Source organism: Kitasatospora sp. NPDC089797 (assembly GCF_040684795.1).
Taxonomy (GTDB): domain Bacteria; phylum Actinomycetota; class Actinomycetes; order Streptomycetales; family Streptomycetaceae; genus Kitasatospora.
Genome location: NZ_JBFBGS010000034.1, coordinates 46,500 through 60,591, shown reverse-complemented (window position 1 = coordinate 60,591; position 14,092 = coordinate 46,500). Strand labels below are relative to the sequence as shown.

Sequence of the window (14,092 nt, the reverse complement as noted above, 5' to 3'; positions counted from 1 at the left end):
GCGTCGTTCAAGGCTCGGGTCGGGCGTTGATCAGGGCTCGGGTCGGGCGTTGATCAGGGCTCGGGTCGGGCGTTGATCAGGGCTCGGGTCGGGCGTTGATCAGGGCTCGGGTCGGGCGTCGATCAGGGCCCCGGCCGGACGCGGCTCACCCGAGCAGACCGCCGAGGTGTCCGTCCTCCGCGAGCAGCCGCCAGGAGCGCCCCGGCGAGGCGAAGGCCTCCGGGTCGACGCCCTCGACCAGCCGGTCCACCACGGTGCTCAGCAGCGACTGCGGATCGAACACCGCCCAGGTGTCCCGGCCCCGGCCGTGCTCCCAGCGCTCCCACTCGGCGCGCAGCCGCTCGTACGTCCACAGCGCGTAGAGGAGGGCTGTCAGGTCGCGGTTCAGGTAGGCCTCGGGCTGGCCGTCGTCGTACCAGTCCGGCAGTTCGAGCCGCCCGGTGGCGCCGTCCAGGGCGATGGTGAGGTCGGTGGGCCAGTCCCCGAGGGCGAGGAAGTCGCCCTGGTACGGGCGCTCCTCCTCGCCGTCGAAGTACTCCGGGTACGCCTCCGCCATGGTGACCAGCGGCTCCTCGCACACCCCGAACATCGCCCCGCCGAGCGGCAGTCCGACCTCGGTGAGCAGCCGCCGGGTCGGTTCGTGCACCAGGGCGGCGGGCAGTCCCTCCGGCCGGAACCGGTGCACCAGGCCCCCGCCGCCGTCCTCGTCCGTCAGTGCCGCGAGCTCGGCGACCAGCTCCGCGCCGACCTCGTACGCGGGCCCGCCCGGGCCGCCGGGCAGCGCGCCCCAGCCCAGGGCCCGCACCAGCAGCGCCGTCCCCCAGTGCGCGGGCGTGGCGCCGGGCCGGAACAGGCCGGGGTCGATCTCCCGCAGCCGACGGTCGGCCCCGGCCAGCACCTCGGCCACCACCGCGGGCCCGCGCCGCCCGTCCAGCGCCTCCGGGCGCCGGGCCGCCTCGCCCACCGCGTCGACCTCCCGCACCAGCGCGGCCAGCGAGCCGAGGTCGGTGGCCAGCGGGTCCCGTCGGGGGCCGCCGTTGCCCAGGAACACCTCGCCGGTGGTGCCGTCCAGCAGCACCAGGTTGCCGACGGCGGCGAAGGGGGTGCAGTAGTCGGTCTCCCCGAGGACGTAGAGCCGTTCGGCGTCGGCGGCCGGGAAGGCCCTCAGGGTCCCGCCGTCGAGCGCCCCGAAGTCGAGGAAGGCCCCTACCGTCGGCAGCCCCTCCCGCAGCAGGAACTCCCGGCTCCCCTCATGCGCCAACCCGCTCGGCACCCCGGCCACCCGCACACACCCCACGTGCCCCGCCTCTCACGGTTCCGCCCCCTCGACCCACCAGACCCTAGCGGGCCGACCCGACAGCGCCACCGCTTTCCCCGGTCGCCGCTCGCGCCCCCACACCCGGCCCTACGACGGCAGTACCTCCAGGACTTGGTCCACGTTCCACCGTTCCGGCAGGTCCGCGTCGCAGAACACACAGACGTAGTGCCCCTCCCGGACGATGCCGCAGCGCCCGCAGTCCGGGCAGCGGCGGAACACCACCGGGTGGGTGAAGCCGCCGGGGTACGGGAGCGCGAGCCGGTCGAGGGCGGCGGCCACGGCGGGCCAGGACTCGACGTCCGGGCAGTATCCGGTGGAGAGGTTGCTGACCGTCCCGACCTCCCAGCCCCCGCCTGTTCCTCCGCCCTCGCCCCTGCCCCTGCCCCCGCCCCCGCACGACCGCCGGAACCCGATCTCCCCGGCGCTCAGTACCGGCTCCGCACCCGCACACACGACGTGCTCGCTGCGGCGCGGAGCGAGCCGCAGTGACCCGCCCAGGCCGACCGTGAAGGTGAACGGCTCCGCGAGCTCCGCCGCCGTCCGCCCGTCCACCCAGTGGGCGAACTCCGCCCGGTTCCAGACCAGTTGTCCGCCGGGAGCCCCGAGCTCCACCGCCCGCTCCCGCAGCTCCGGCGGCCCCGCGTACCGGTACGCCCGCCCGAAACCCTGCTCGACCACCGCCGTGATGCCCCGCTCGGCCAGCCGGACCCGCCACCACGCCATCTCGACGGCGGTTCCGCTCAGCCCGAACTCCCGCAGCTCGTCCAGCCTTTCGCGCGCCAGCCGGAGGGGAACCCCGGTCCCGTCCGGCCGTACCCGCAACACCCGTAGCGCGGCCACCGGATCGCCGAGCGGCCCCGGGAGCCGAAGCCGGGCCGGGCCGTGGGCGGCCAGGAGTGCCGCGCGTTCGTCCTCCGGCATCGCCTCCCGGCCTTCGTGCTCGCACTGGTTCAGGTGGCAGGAGGGGCAGTGGAACTCGGCGTCCCAGCACAACGCCCCTCCCTCATCCAGGAACTGGCCGATGCTCCGGGTGGCGGTGCCGCCGCACCGCCCGCACCGGGCGGCGATCCGGACCCCCTGCTCCGCGCCCGTCGCACCCACGTCAGACGAGCCCGCCGGCCCGTCGGGCGGCCTGTTCCACCCGGTCGTGGTGGGTCCGCCACCAACGCGCGTCGCCGGGGGCCGTGTTGGCCCCGTCGGAGCGCTGTCCGGTGGCGCCGTCGATGAGTTCGCGGACCAGGTCGGCGTGGCCGGCGTGCCGGTGGGTCTCGGCGATCACGTGGACGAGCACCCGGTGCAGGGTCTGCTTCGGGCGGTCGCCGAAGGGGAGTTCGCCGATCGCGTCCAGCGGCAGGGCCTCGACGGTGGCGTCCGAGTGGGCCCAGACCCGGCGGTAGCGCCCGAGGATCTCCTCGGTGCTCTCGTCCGCACGGGCCCACAGGTCGCCGTTCGGTTCGTCGGTGCCGATGAACCACAGCGGGGTCGGTTCGGGGAAGGGCCGTCCGAAGGTCTCGCCCAGGTACAGCGCCTCGGCCCCGGTGACGTGCTTGACCAGGCCCAACAGGTTGGTGCCGGTGGGGGTGAGCGGCCGGCAGAGGTCGTACTCGGAGAGGCCGTCCAGCTTCCACAGCAGGGCGTCGCGGGCGTCCTGGACGTAGATCCGCAGGTCGTTCTTGTCGTCGTTCGCCGTCATGGGAACAGTGTGTTGACCCGCACGGACCTGTCCACCGGTTTTGCCGGCCGCCGACGCCCCGGGCGCCGCTCTCAGGAGCGCCGGATCACCGCCGTTCCCCGGTCGAGGTCCACCCCGGTGGGGTTGCGCGGTGCGCCGTTCTCGTCGTCGTCCCGCTGCATGAGCGAGGACTGCCGCTCCTTGAGTTCGTGCTGCTTGCCGGCCGAGAAGGTGGCGTGCAGTTGCTCGAACCCGGTGGCGGAGATCTGGCCCTGGCGTGCCGGGGTCCGCCAGGGCAGCAGCCCGGCCCGCCCTGCGCGCAGCAGCAACTGGTCGACCAGTGCGAGCGCGGTGAGCAGCACGACCAGTCCGGGCAGGGTGACGAAGACGATGAGTCCCATGCGCCCAGTATCCGTACCCCCGGCGGGTCGCGACAGGCCCGTGCGCCGGGGAGCGGAACGACTGCCCGGACATACCCAACTCCGGGGAGCGGAGCGGCGGTCGGGCCCGTCAGCGGACGACGTCGAAGACCTGCTTCTGCAGGCCGTTGCGGTAGACCTCGTGCTCGACCAGCGCCAGCTTCTGGGCGTCCTTGTCGGTGGCGCTGAACAGCCGCTTGCCGGCGCCGAGCAGCAGGGGGTAGACGAGCAGGTGGTAGCGGTCGATCAGGCCGGCGTCCGAGAGGCCGTGGTTCAGGGCGGCGCTGCCGTGGAGGATGATCGGGCCGCCCTCGGTCCCCTTCAGGGCGGCGACCTGGTCGATCGAGCGCAGGATGGTGGTCTCGCCCCAGTCCGGGACCAGGTCGTCCTCGGTGAGGGTGGTGGAGACGACGTACTTCGGCAGCGTCTTGTAGTGGGCGAACTCGGGCATGTCCGGCCACACCGGGCTGAAGGCCTGGTAGCTGACCCGGCCCAGCAGCATGGCGGTGGCCTCCTCCTGTTCCCGTCCCTTGATCTCGTAGGCCTCGGGGAGGAACTCGACGTCCTTGAAGGTCCAGCCGGAGTTCCGGTAGCCGGGTTCGCCGCCGGGGGCCTCGACGACGCCGTCGAGCGAGATGAAGGCGGTGCTGATCAGGGTGCGCATGGGTGGTTCCTCTTTCGTGGGTCCGTGCTGTCGGTGAAGTGGAGGCGGGGCGGGGAGGTACGGGGAGGCGCGGTGAGGGGGAAGGGGCGGGGCGTCAGGCGAGGAGCGCGGTCAGCCAACGCTGCCAGGCCGCTTCGGCGTCGGCCGGTGCCGCGCCGAAGAGGTGATGGAACATCAGCACCACTGCGCCGCCCTGGTGGAAGGTGTGGAGGCCGTCGGCGGTGCGGACCTCGAAGCGCTCGTCGTCCGCCCAGACCACCTCGCCGTCCAGTGCCGGGAGCCCGGCCGGCTCGGCGTGGGCCCGGGCACCCACGGTGACCGGGAGCGGCAGCGACAGGGCGCGGGCGAGGGCGGCCCGCAGTTCCGGACCGGGCCGCCCGGGCACCGGGGCGACGGCGAAGACCGGGGTGCCGGTGCGTCCCGGGAAGTGGGTGAGGTACTCGCGGAGGGTGTGCAGGTGGAACGGCCAGCCGCGGCGCAGCGCGTCGTACTCGTCCTGCCAGTCGTCACCGAGGAGTCCGCTGTGGACGACGCGGAGCACGGTGCTGCCGCCGTCCCGGCCCTCGACCAGGTACTCGAAGGCCATGAACCGGCCGTCCTCGGCGGTGGTCGTGCGGGTGGCCAGGCGCTTGCCGGGCTCGTAGGCGGTGACGAGGGCCTGCTCGCGGTGGCCCCCGGTCTCCATGACGAGGGTTCCGCCCTCGCGCGGGTCGAGCTCGTTGCGTCCCATGAACCAGGAGTCGATGCCCGGTCCGGTGGCGATCGCCTCCCAGACCTGTTCCGGGCTCGCGGGGAGGGTCGTCGCCAGTTCGATCTCGAACGGGTGGGTCATGTCCGGTTCTCCTGATCAGGCAGGGGTTCGGTCCTGGGCGCCGCTCCGGGCACGGCTCCGGTGTCGGGCCGCGCCCCCGAGGGGATCTGGTGCAGCCCGACGACCACCCGGTGGCTGCGCCCCCCGGGGGTGGACTCGTCGTGGTAGCGGCTGACCAGGGTGGCCACGCTGCGGGCCAGTTCCTCGGCGAAGGCCGTCCGGTCGGCCGCGGAGGCGAACCGCACCTGGGCGTCGATGCCGAAGGTCGCGACCCGGCGCTCGGCCCGGGCGGCGCCGGTCAGCAGGGCGCCGACCTCCTGGACCAGCCGGGATCCGAGGGCCAGCAGCCAGCGGGCGGAGAGCTGGTCGGGGGAGCGGGAGGGGTCGGGGCTCACGGCGGCCAGGACGCTGGGCGAGATCACGTAGGAGGCGGCGGTGGCGCGGTAGACCCGTTCGGTCACGTTGCCCTTGCGCCGTTCCTCGGCGAGTTCGACGAGTCCGTGCCGTTCGAGTTCCTTCAGGTGGTAGTTGACCTTCTGTCGGGGCAGCCCGAGGCGGGCGGCCAGCATGGCGGCCGAGCCGGGCTCGGCGAGGGCGGCGAGGATCCGGGACCGGATCGGGTCCAGGGAGGCCTCGGCCGCGGCGGGTTCTTCGATCACGGCGACGTCCAGCACCCTTCCAGCTTCCGACCGACAAAAAAATTTGTCAAGGAAAAAACGCTTGTCGGTAGTCCGGTCGGCCGAGCCGCGTCGCGCGTTCGGGGCATTCGCCACGGAGAGTGACGGGTGGGGGCGATGGGGCGGACTTGAATCTTTACGAACGGATGTTCGATCCTGGGGCTGTGCCCGTTTTCGAATCTGTTTTCGAATCCACCGCCGAGCAGCCCGGACGCCCCGCGCTGCGACCGGTGGTGCTCCCGGCTGCCGCGACCGAGGACGGGCAGCCGGCGAGCGGGCGCGGACTGGTGCCGGTGGTGCCCGCGCTGCGGGAGGTGCTGCCGGACGGCGGACTGCGCCGGGGCACGGCGGTCTCGGTGGCGGGCGGCGACGCCGGCCTGCTGCTGGCACTGGCCGCCGGGGTCCGGGAGAGCGGCGGCGGCTGGGCCGCGGCGGTCGGGCTGCCGGACCTGGGGCTGGCCGCCGCCGAGGGGTACGGGCTGGACCTGCGCCGCCTGCTGGTCGCGGACGACCCGGGGCAGCACTGGCCCGAGGTGGTGTCCGTACTGGCCGGCGCGGTCGAACTGATCATGCTGCGCCCGGACGGACCGGTGCCGCCGAAGCTGGCCACCCGGCTGGCCGCCGTGCTGCGGCGCAGCGGCTGCGTCCTGCTGGTGGCCGGGCCGTGGCCGGGGGCGGTGCTGCGCCTGGGAGTGCGCTCCGGGCGCTGGTTCGGGCTGGGGGACGGTCACGGGCAGCTCGCCGGGCGGCAGGTGGAGGTGGTGGCCGAGGGGCGTGGTGCGGCGGCGCGCGGCCGGGCGGCCCGGCTCTGGCTGCCGGACGAGCACGGTGCGGTACGCGCGGTCCGGGAGCGGCCGCAGCCCGCGGCGGGGCCGGTCGAACCGGTGGCGACCGCGGTGGCAACGGGACCGCTGGAAGGACTGGGACTGCTGGAAGAGCCGGTACTGCTGGAAGAGCTGGGACCGTTGGAAGGACCGGCATCGACGGAACCACTCGTGGCGGCGGTGGTCTGAGATGCCCGGCGACGACAGGACCCCCCGGGTGCTGGTGGTCTGGTGCCCGGACTGGCCGGTGGTGGCCGTCACCGGCGACGACCCGGTGGCGGTCACCGAGGGCGGGCGGATCCTCGCCTGCTCGGCGGGCGCCCGGGCAGCCGGGGTGCGGCAGGGGCAGCGGCTCAAGCTGGCCCAGCGGCTCTGCCCGGAGCTGGAGCTGCGCGACCGCGACCCGGAGGCGGAGACCCGCCGCTTCGAGCCGGTGGTCGCGGCGGTGGAGGCGTTCACGCCCCGGGTGGAGGTGATCCGCCCGGGCCTGTGCGCGATCCCGGTGAAGGGCCCGGGCCGCTACTTCGGCGGCGAGGAGGCGTTGGCGGCCCTGGTCGCTGCGGCGGTGGCGGACGCCCTGGGGCGGCCGCCCGTCCCGGACGCCGTCCCCGGCGCGGTGGCGGTCCCCACCGAACCACGGCCCACCGAACCAACCGCACCCACCACACCCACCGCACCCGACAACCCCACGGCACCCCACGCCCTGATCGGCGTCGCCGACGGCCTGTTCGCCGCCGTGCTCGCCGCCCGCGCCGGAGTGCTGGTGCCCGCCGGGCGCACGGCGGAGTTCCTCGCCCCGTACCCGGTCGGCACGTTGGGCGACGAGGCGCTGGCCGAACTGCTCGGGCGGCTCGGCCTGCCCACCGTCGGGGCCTTCGCCGCACTGCCGCCGGAGGCGGTCGCGGACCGCTTCGGCCCGGCCGGGACGGTCGCGCACCGGCTGGCCCGCGGACTCCAGCCGCGCCCGCTGGTGCCGCGCGACGAGGAGCCGGACCTCGCCGTCGAGCAGCGCTTCGACCCGCCGGAGCCGCTGGCCGAACCGCTGGTGTTCGTCGCCCGCACGCTGGCCGAACAGCTGCACCGGCGGCTGGCCGGGGCCGGGCTGACCTGCCGCCGGGTGGCCGTCGAGGTGGCCTGCGCGGACGGTCGGACGGCTTCGCGGCTGTGGCGGCACGAGGGCCGGCTGTCCGCGACGGCGCTGGCCGAGCGGGTCCGCTGGCAGCTCCAGGCCTGGCAGGGCGCGGGCACCTTCGCGGACAGCCGCGAGGGCTTCGCCCTGCTCCGGCTGGCCCCCGACGGCCTCGCCCCGGACCAGGGCCACCAGCTCGCCCTGTGGGGCCAGGCGGTCGCGGACGACCGGGTGGAGCGCGCGGTGGCCCGGGTGCAGTCGGTGCTCGGGCACGCCGGGCTGCGCCGGATCGAGCCGGCCGGCGGGCGCGGCCCGGGGGAGCAGCAGGTGCGGGTGCCGTGGGGCGAGCCGTACGAGGCGGCGGCCCCGGCGGACGCGCCCTGGCCGGGACGGCTGGCGGAGCAGTCGGCGGACCTCTGGCCGGCCGTGGTGCTGCGCGAGCCGGCACCGGTGCGGGTGCTGGACGGCGCCGGGCGGCCGGTCACGGTGGACGGCCGGGCGGGGGTGTCGGCCCGGCCGGCCCTGGTCGTGGTCGGGGGCCGGGAGGAGCGGGTGGCGGGCTGGACCGGCCCCTGGCCGGCCGTCGAGTACTGGTGGGACCAGGCGCAGGCCCGCCGCCGGGCGCGGTTCCAGGTGGTGGTGGACGGCGGCCGGGCGCTGCTGCTCACCGTGGAGGGGGGTGCGTGGTACCTGGAGGCCGGCTACGACTGACCGGCGGTCCGCGACCGACGATCCGCGACCGGCGATCCGCGACCGGCGATCCGCGACCGGCGATCCGCGACCGGCGATCCGCGACCGGCAGTCCGGGCCCAGCTACGACTGACCGGCGGTCCGCGACCGGCGGTCCGGGCCCAGTCCGGGCCCAGGGGGGCAGGAACAGCAGCACGAGAACGACGAAGGCACCCCCGATGGGCTTCACCAGCCACCCCACCCTCCCCTGGAGCGAGCTGCACCGCCGGCTGACCGGCGCCGCGCCGGACCGCACGGTCGTCCCGCTGCGCCGCCCCACCGAGAAGTCCCCCACCGAGAAGTCCTCGACCGAGAAGTCCCCCACCCAGCGGTCCCCCGCCGGAGAGCCCCCAGCGGCGAGGGACGAAGCCGCCGAACCCTGGGCCGAACTGCACGTCCACTCCGCCTTCAGCTTCCTGGACGGCGCCAGCGACCCCGAGGACCTGGTCGCCGAGGCGGCCCGGCTGGGCGTGGAGACCCTGGCGGTCACCGACCACGACGGCCTCTACGGCGCGGTCCGGCTCGCCGAGGCGGCCCGCGGGACGGGCGTGGCCACCGCGTTCGGCGCCGAACTGACCATCCGCGACGGCACGACGGAGGAACACCTGCTGGTCCTCGCCCGCGACCCGGCCGGCTACCGCCGGCTCTCCGCCGCGATCGCCGCCGCCCAACTGGCCGGCGGCGCCAAGGGCCGCCCGGCGTACGACCTCGCGACGCTGGCCGACGCGCACGACGGCCACTGGGCGGTGCTCACCGGCTGCCGCCTGGGCCGGGTCCCGGCCGCCCTCGCGGGCGGCACGGCCGGCACGGCCGGAACCGGCGCAGCCGACGCCGCCGGGCGCCAACTCCGCACCCTCATCGAGGCGTTCGGCCGGGAGAACGTGTACGTCGAGCTGATCGACCAGTGGCTGCCCGGTGACGACCGCCGCAACGACGCCCTCGCCGCGCTCGCCGCCGGACTCGGGGCGCCGACCGTCGCCTCCACCAACGCCCACCACGCCGGCCCCGCCCAGGGCCGGCTCGCGCAGAGCCTGGCCGCCCTGCACGAGCGCCGCACCCTCCAGGAGGCGGCCGGTTGGACCAGGGCGGCCGGCACCGCGCACCTGCGCTCGGGCCGCGAGATGGCCGGCCGGCTGGCCCGCTTCCCCGGCGTGCAGCGGGCCACCGCCGAACTCGGCCGGGACTGCGCCTTCGACTTCGCCCGGCTGGATCCGGAACTGCCGGGCTTCCCCGTGCCCGAGGGTGAGACCGAGACCAGCCACCTGCGCGCCCTGGTCGCGGCCGGCGGCCCGGCCCGCTTCGGTGCGGGCAACGCCGCCGCCCGCCGCCAGCTCGCCAAGGAGCTGGACGTGATCGAGGACCTCGACCTGGCCGGCTACTTCCTGATCGTGCACGACATCGTGGACTTCTGCCGCACCCAGGACATCTGGTGCCAGGGCCGCGGCTCGGCAGCCAACTCGGCGGTCTGCTACGCCCTCGGGATCACCGCCGTCGACCCGATCCACTACCGGCTGCTGTTCGAGCGCTTCCTCTCCACGGCCCGGGACGGCCCGCCCGACATCGACCTGGACATCGAGAACCGCCGCCGCGAGGAGGTCATCCAGTACGTCTACCGCCGCTACGGGCGCGAGCACGCCGCCCAGGTCGCCAATGTGATCACCTACCGGCCCCGGCTGGCGATCCGCGACGCCGCCCGGGTGCTCGGCTACCCGCAGGGACAGGTGGACGCCTTCAGCCGGCAGACCGACTTCCGCTCCGCCCCCGGCGCGGACGCCGTCATCCCCGCCGACGTGCTCTCGCTCGCCGGTCAACTGCACGGCCTGCCACGCCACTTGGGCATCCACTCGGGCGGCATGGTGCTCACCCGGGAGCCGATCGGGGAGATCTGCCCGACCGAGTGGGCCCGGATGCCCGGACGCTCCGTGCTGCAGTGGGACAAGGAGTCCACCGCCGGTGCCGGGCTGGTGAAGATCGACCTGCTCGGCCTCGGCATGCTCGCCGCGCTGCACGACGCCTGCGACCTGATCGCCCGGCACCACGGCCTGCACTACGACCTGGCGAGCATTCCGGACGACGACCAGGGCGTGTACGCGATGCTGCGTCGCGCCGACACCGTCGGGGTGTTCCAGGTCGAGTCCCGGGCGCAGATGGCCACCCTGCCCCGGCTCAAGCCGGACCACTTCTACGACCTGGTGGTCGAGGTCGCGCTGATCCGCCCCGGCCCGATCCAGGGCGGCTCCGTCCACCCGTACCTGCGCCGCCGTGCCGGGGCGGAGCCGCCCGGCTGCCCGCACCCGCTGATGGAGAACGCCCTCGGCAAGACCCTCGGGGTGCCGCTGTTCCAGGAGCAGATGATGCAACTCGCCATCGACTGTGCCGGGTTCACCCCGTCCGAGGCCGACCGGCTGCGCCAGGCGATGGGCGCCAAGCGCTCGCACGAGCGGGTCGCCCGGCTGCGCGAGCGGCTGCTCACCGGGATGGCCGAACGCGGCATCCCGTCCGAGGTCGCCGAGGACGTCTACGGCAAGATCGAGGCCTTCTCCAACTACGGCTTCCCGGAGAGCCACGCGATCAGCTTCGCCTACCTGGTGTACGCCAGCGCCTGGCTCAAGCACCACTTCCCGGCGGCCTTCACCTGCGCCCTGCTGGCCAACCAGCCGATGGGCTTCTACTCGCCGCTCAGCCTGGTCGCCGACGTGCGGCGGCACGGCGTCCGGGTGCGCGGGGTGGACGTCAACGCCAGCGGGCCGCGCCCCACCCTGGAGCCCTACCGGGGGCCGACGCCGGTGCCGCCGCTGACCGCGGGCCGTCCGCAACCCGCCATCCGGCTCGGCCTGGAGACGGTACGCGGCATCGGCGGCCCACAGGCCGAGGCGATCGCGGCCGGGCAGCCGTACGCCGACCTGGAGGACTTCGCCCGCCGCACCGGCCTGGCCGCGCCCGCGCTGGAGGCGCTGGCGACGGCCGGAGCCTTCGACTGCTTCGGACTGACGCGACGTCAGGCGCTGTGGTCGGCGGGGGCGTTCGCCGGAATCTCGGCCGAACTGCTGCCCGGAACCACCCCGGGCACCGAGGCGCCGGAGCTGCCCGGCCTGAGCCCGGTGGAGGAGACCATCGCCGACCTGTGGGCCACCGGCACCTCCGCCACCAGCCACCCGCTCCAGCACCTGCGCGCCCACCTGGAGCGCGGCGGCGCGCTCAGCGCCGCCCAACTCCCGGACGTGCCACCGGGAACGGCGGTGGTGGTCGGCGGCCTGGTCACCCACCGGCAGCGGCCGCCGACGGCCGGCGGGGTGCTCTTCCTCAGCCTGGAGGACGAGACCGGCCTGATCAACGTGATCTGCAACCGCCCGGTCTGGGAGTCCCAGCGCCGGACCGCCCTGGACCGGGCCGGCCTGCTGGTGCACGGCCGCATCGAACGCGACCGGGGCGCCACCAACCTGATCGCCACCCGGCTCACCCCGCTCCGGATCGGCCTCTGAGCCCGGGAGCCCCCGGGGTGCTCAGCCGACCGGGTAGTCGATCTCCGCGAGGTCCTCGGCCAGTTCGTCCAGGTCCGTCTCCGCGTTGAGCGCCGCCACCACGTCCGGGGTGAGCGGGCGCAGCGCCAGGACGTGCCGGATCGCCGCGGGGTCCAGTTCCTGCTCCGGCTCGAAGTAGTCCTCGGCCCAGGCGAGGTAGGCCTCGGCCGAACCGTCGGCGAGCAGCTCGAACAGGTCCTCCGCCCCGCGCTCGGCGGCCACGCCCCGCCAGGCCTCGTCGTCCCGCCCGCGCCAGAAGCAACGGGTGACGGTCGGCCCGTCCTCGTCCCCGAGCGCGGGCTCCTCGGCGAAGCGGCGGAACTCCTCGGGCACGGCCGTGAGCAACTCCGGTGCGTTGGGCGCCTCGTGGTCGAAGGCGCGCCCGTAGGCGCCGACGGGGGAGAAGACCACGCACCAGTCGTCGCCCTGGCCGTTGCGCATCGAGGCCAGCTCCTCGCCCTCGTCCCAGTGGGCGTCGAAGGAGTGGTAGCGCGACTCCCAGTCGTCGGGACTGAGGATCGCGTCCAGCATGGCCAGGGCGCGGCAGCGGTCGCGCAGGACGGAAACGGCGGGCAGTCGGCTGAGCAGGTCGTTCATGCCCACCATTCTCCCCGAGGATTCCGGCCCCCCGCCCCCGGGGCCGTTCAGCCGGGGTAGCGCACCAGCCCGCTCAGGTCCAGCTCGAACCCGAACGGTTCGGGAACGCGCATGCCGTCCCCGAACTTCCGGTCGTGCCGCACGTGGTAGCGGTCGTGGTTCGGCTCGGAGAACAGCGTGACCGTACCCTCCCGAGGATCGACGATCAGGTAGAGCGGTACGTGCATCACCGCGTAGTCGCGGAGCTTGTCCACCCAGTCGTTCCCCGCATCGGACGGCGGGACCACCTCGACCGCGACGAGCGCCTCCTCGGCGGGAACGGTGTTGCCGCCCCGGGCCAGGGAGGGGATCGGAAGATACGTGAGATCCGGGGTGCGCTCCTTGGTCACGTCGGGAGTGGTCAGCGCGCTGTTGCCGCTGAGCATGTAGCCGTCCGGGGCATGGCGCTCGAACTGCCGCTGGACGAGCCCGAGGTTCAGCTGGTGAATGCTGGACGGAGCCGCCTGCATCACCAGTGTGTCGCCGGACCATTCGACCCGGACACCGTCGGGGGCCGTGCGCACCACCTCTTCGACGAACTCGCGGTGCCGCTCGTAGAAGCTCATGGTGACTCCTCCGGGTCTGTGCATTTCGGCCGACTGGCAGTCTATGCAGACACCCGGGCCGGGCTGCTCAGGCGCCGGTGGCCGGGGCGCGGCCCTTGCCGGGGGGACCGGCGAAGACCTGGGCGATCGGCAGCCAGGCGGTGGCGACCGGGCCGGTGGCGGTGAGGGCCAGGTCGTCGCGGTGGCGGCGCTGGGTCACCAGCAGGCAGAAGTCCAGCGCCGGGCCGGTCACCACGTCCGTCGCGTCGGCCGGGCCGAAGAGCCAGGACTCGCCGTCGGGGGCGGTCAGTTCGAGCCGGACCGGGGAGTCAGCGGCGGGCCGGCCGTGTGCGGCGAAGGCGAAGCCGAGGGTGCGCAGGCCCAGGTGGGCGATGTGCCGCAGCCGGGCGGTGGGCTCCCGGGTCGCGCCGAGCGCGTCCGCGACGTCCTGGCCGTGCGCCCAGGTCTCCATCAGCCGGGCGGTCGCCATCGAGGCGGGCTTCATCGGCGGGCCGAACCAGGGCAGCCGCACGTCGGCGGGGGCGGCGGTGAGGGCGGCCAGCGTCGCCTCCCGGCCGGACCGCCAGCGGGCGAGCAGGTCGGCGGGTGCGGCGGCGGCGCCCTCCCGGGCGCCCTCCTCGACCGGGTCGGCCCCGGTGGACAGCAACTCGGTGAAGGTGCCGCCGAGCGAGGCGGTGAAGCCCCCGGGGTCGCGGGCGGCCAGCGTCGTCCAGTCGTCGGTCCAGGCCAGGTGGGCGATCTGGTGCGCGACCGTCCAGCCCTCGGCCGGGGTGGGCGTGGCCCAGCCCCCGGGCGGCAGCCCGGCCACCAGCGCGTCCAGGACGGCGCTCTCGGCCCGCAGGTCGGCCAGCAGGCCGTACAGGACATCGCCCGAAGAAGCCGAAGAGGCCGAAGAGGCCGAAGAGGCCGAAGAGGCCGGGGAGCCGGGGGAAGCCGGGGAGCCCGGAGAACCCGAAGAGCTGGGGGTGTTCGGCTCGGTCATCGGCTTCCCCTCGGATCACGACAGGTGCTACCCGCCGGTAGCCCGCGGCCGCACCCTACGCCCCGCACGCCGCCGCCGTCCCGGACTCCGCGAAACCCGCATGTCAGGTCTCGCCAGCGGCCCCACCGCGTGTGACAATTCCGC

13 protein-coding genes are annotated in these 14,092 nt (G+C 74.8%); 3 read left to right on the top strand and 10 right to left on the bottom strand.

Annotated elements, in window-relative coordinates; genetic code table 11:
- Positions 1-145 precede the first annotated feature (145 nt).
- The 7 genes from AB0O91_RS26280 to AB0O91_RS26250 form a co-directional block, all read right to left on the bottom strand.
- A complete protein-coding gene (locus tag AB0O91_RS26280) occupies positions 146-1,261 on the bottom strand; it encodes an SUKH-4 family immunity protein (protein ID WP_363437594.1) in 1,116 nt (371 codons plus the stop codon).
- Positions 1,262-1,405: 144 nt separating this feature from the next.
- On the bottom strand, positions 1,406-2,311 hold the full coding sequence (locus tag AB0O91_RS26275) for a hypothetical protein (RefSeq protein WP_363437591.1): 906 nt from the start codon (positions 2,309-2,311) through the stop codon (positions 1,406-1,408).
- A 109-nt stretch (positions 2,312-2,420) separates the two neighbouring features.
- Positions 2,421-3,011, bottom strand: coding sequence for a DinB family protein (locus tag AB0O91_RS26270; RefSeq protein WP_363437588.1), 591 nt, complete (start codon positions 3,009-3,011; stop codon positions 2,421-2,423).
- A 71-nt stretch (positions 3,012-3,082) separates the two neighbouring features.
- Positions 3,083-3,391: a DUF6191 domain-containing protein gene (locus AB0O91_RS26265; RefSeq protein WP_363437585.1), complete on the bottom strand. Its 309-nt coding sequence runs from the start codon at positions 3,389-3,391 to the stop codon at positions 3,083-3,085.
- 109 nt (positions 3,392-3,500) lie between these two features.
- Complete coding sequence (locus AB0O91_RS26260) at positions 3,501-4,073, bottom strand: dihydrofolate reductase family protein (RefSeq protein WP_363437582.1); 573 nt, start codon at positions 4,071-4,073, stop codon at positions 3,501-3,503.
- A gap of 94 nt (positions 4,074-4,167) precedes the next feature.
- Positions 4,168-4,905 (bottom strand): SRPBCC domain-containing protein, encoded by a 738-nt coding sequence (locus AB0O91_RS26255; RefSeq protein WP_363437579.1) that lies wholly within the window; start codon positions 4,903-4,905, stop codon positions 4,168-4,170.
- A complete protein-coding gene (locus tag AB0O91_RS26250; protein WP_363437576.1) occupies positions 4,902-5,558 on the bottom strand; it encodes a helix-turn-helix domain-containing protein in 657 nt (218 codons plus the stop codon). The genes AB0O91_RS26255 and AB0O91_RS26250 overlap by 4 nt, the downstream gene beginning before the upstream one ends.
- Positions 5,559-5,725: 167 nt before the next feature.
- Here AB0O91_RS26250 and AB0O91_RS26245 point away from each other — a divergent pair, with 167 nt between their 5' ends.
- The 3 genes from AB0O91_RS26245 (at position 5,726) to AB0O91_RS26235 (ending at position 11,725) form a co-directional block, all read left to right on the top strand.
- A complete protein-coding gene (locus AB0O91_RS26245) occupies positions 5,726-6,574 on the top strand; it encodes a hypothetical protein (protein ID WP_363437573.1) in 849 nt (282 codons plus the stop codon).
- 1 nt (position 6,575) lies between these two features.
- On the top strand, positions 6,576-8,225 hold the full coding sequence (locus AB0O91_RS26240; RefSeq protein WP_363437571.1) for a DNA polymerase Y family protein: 1,650 nt from the start codon (positions 6,576-6,578) through the stop codon (positions 8,223-8,225).
- 197 nt (positions 8,226-8,422) lie between these two features.
- Positions 8,423-11,725 carry an error-prone DNA polymerase gene (locus AB0O91_RS26235; protein WP_363437568.1) on the top strand — a complete coding sequence of 1,101 codons (3,303 nt, stop codon included), beginning with the start codon at positions 8,423-8,425 and terminating at the stop codon, positions 11,723-11,725.
- Between the two features lie 21 nt (positions 11,726-11,746).
- Here the strand turns inward: AB0O91_RS26235 and AB0O91_RS26230 are convergent, their stop codons facing one another.
- The 3 genes from AB0O91_RS26230 to AB0O91_RS26220 all read right to left on the bottom strand — a co-directional run bounded on the left by AB0O91_RS26230 (position 11,747) and on the right by AB0O91_RS26220 (position 13,948).
- On the bottom strand, positions 11,747-12,361 hold the full coding sequence (locus AB0O91_RS26230; protein ID WP_363437565.1) for a hypothetical protein: 615 nt from the start codon (positions 12,359-12,361) through the stop codon (positions 11,747-11,749).
- A 47-nt stretch (positions 12,362-12,408) separates the two neighbouring features.
- A complete protein-coding gene (locus AB0O91_RS26225) occupies positions 12,409-12,966 on the bottom strand; it encodes a Uma2 family endonuclease (protein ID WP_363437563.1) in 558 nt (185 codons plus the stop codon).
- A gap of 67 nt (positions 12,967-13,033) precedes the next feature.
- The gene (locus AB0O91_RS26220) at positions 13,034-13,948 is read right to left on the bottom strand and encodes a TIGR03084 family metal-binding protein (protein WP_363437560.1); all 915 of its coding nucleotides are present in this window, start codon (positions 13,946-13,948) and stop codon (positions 13,034-13,036) included.
- Positions 13,949-14,092: the final 144 nt, after the last annotated feature.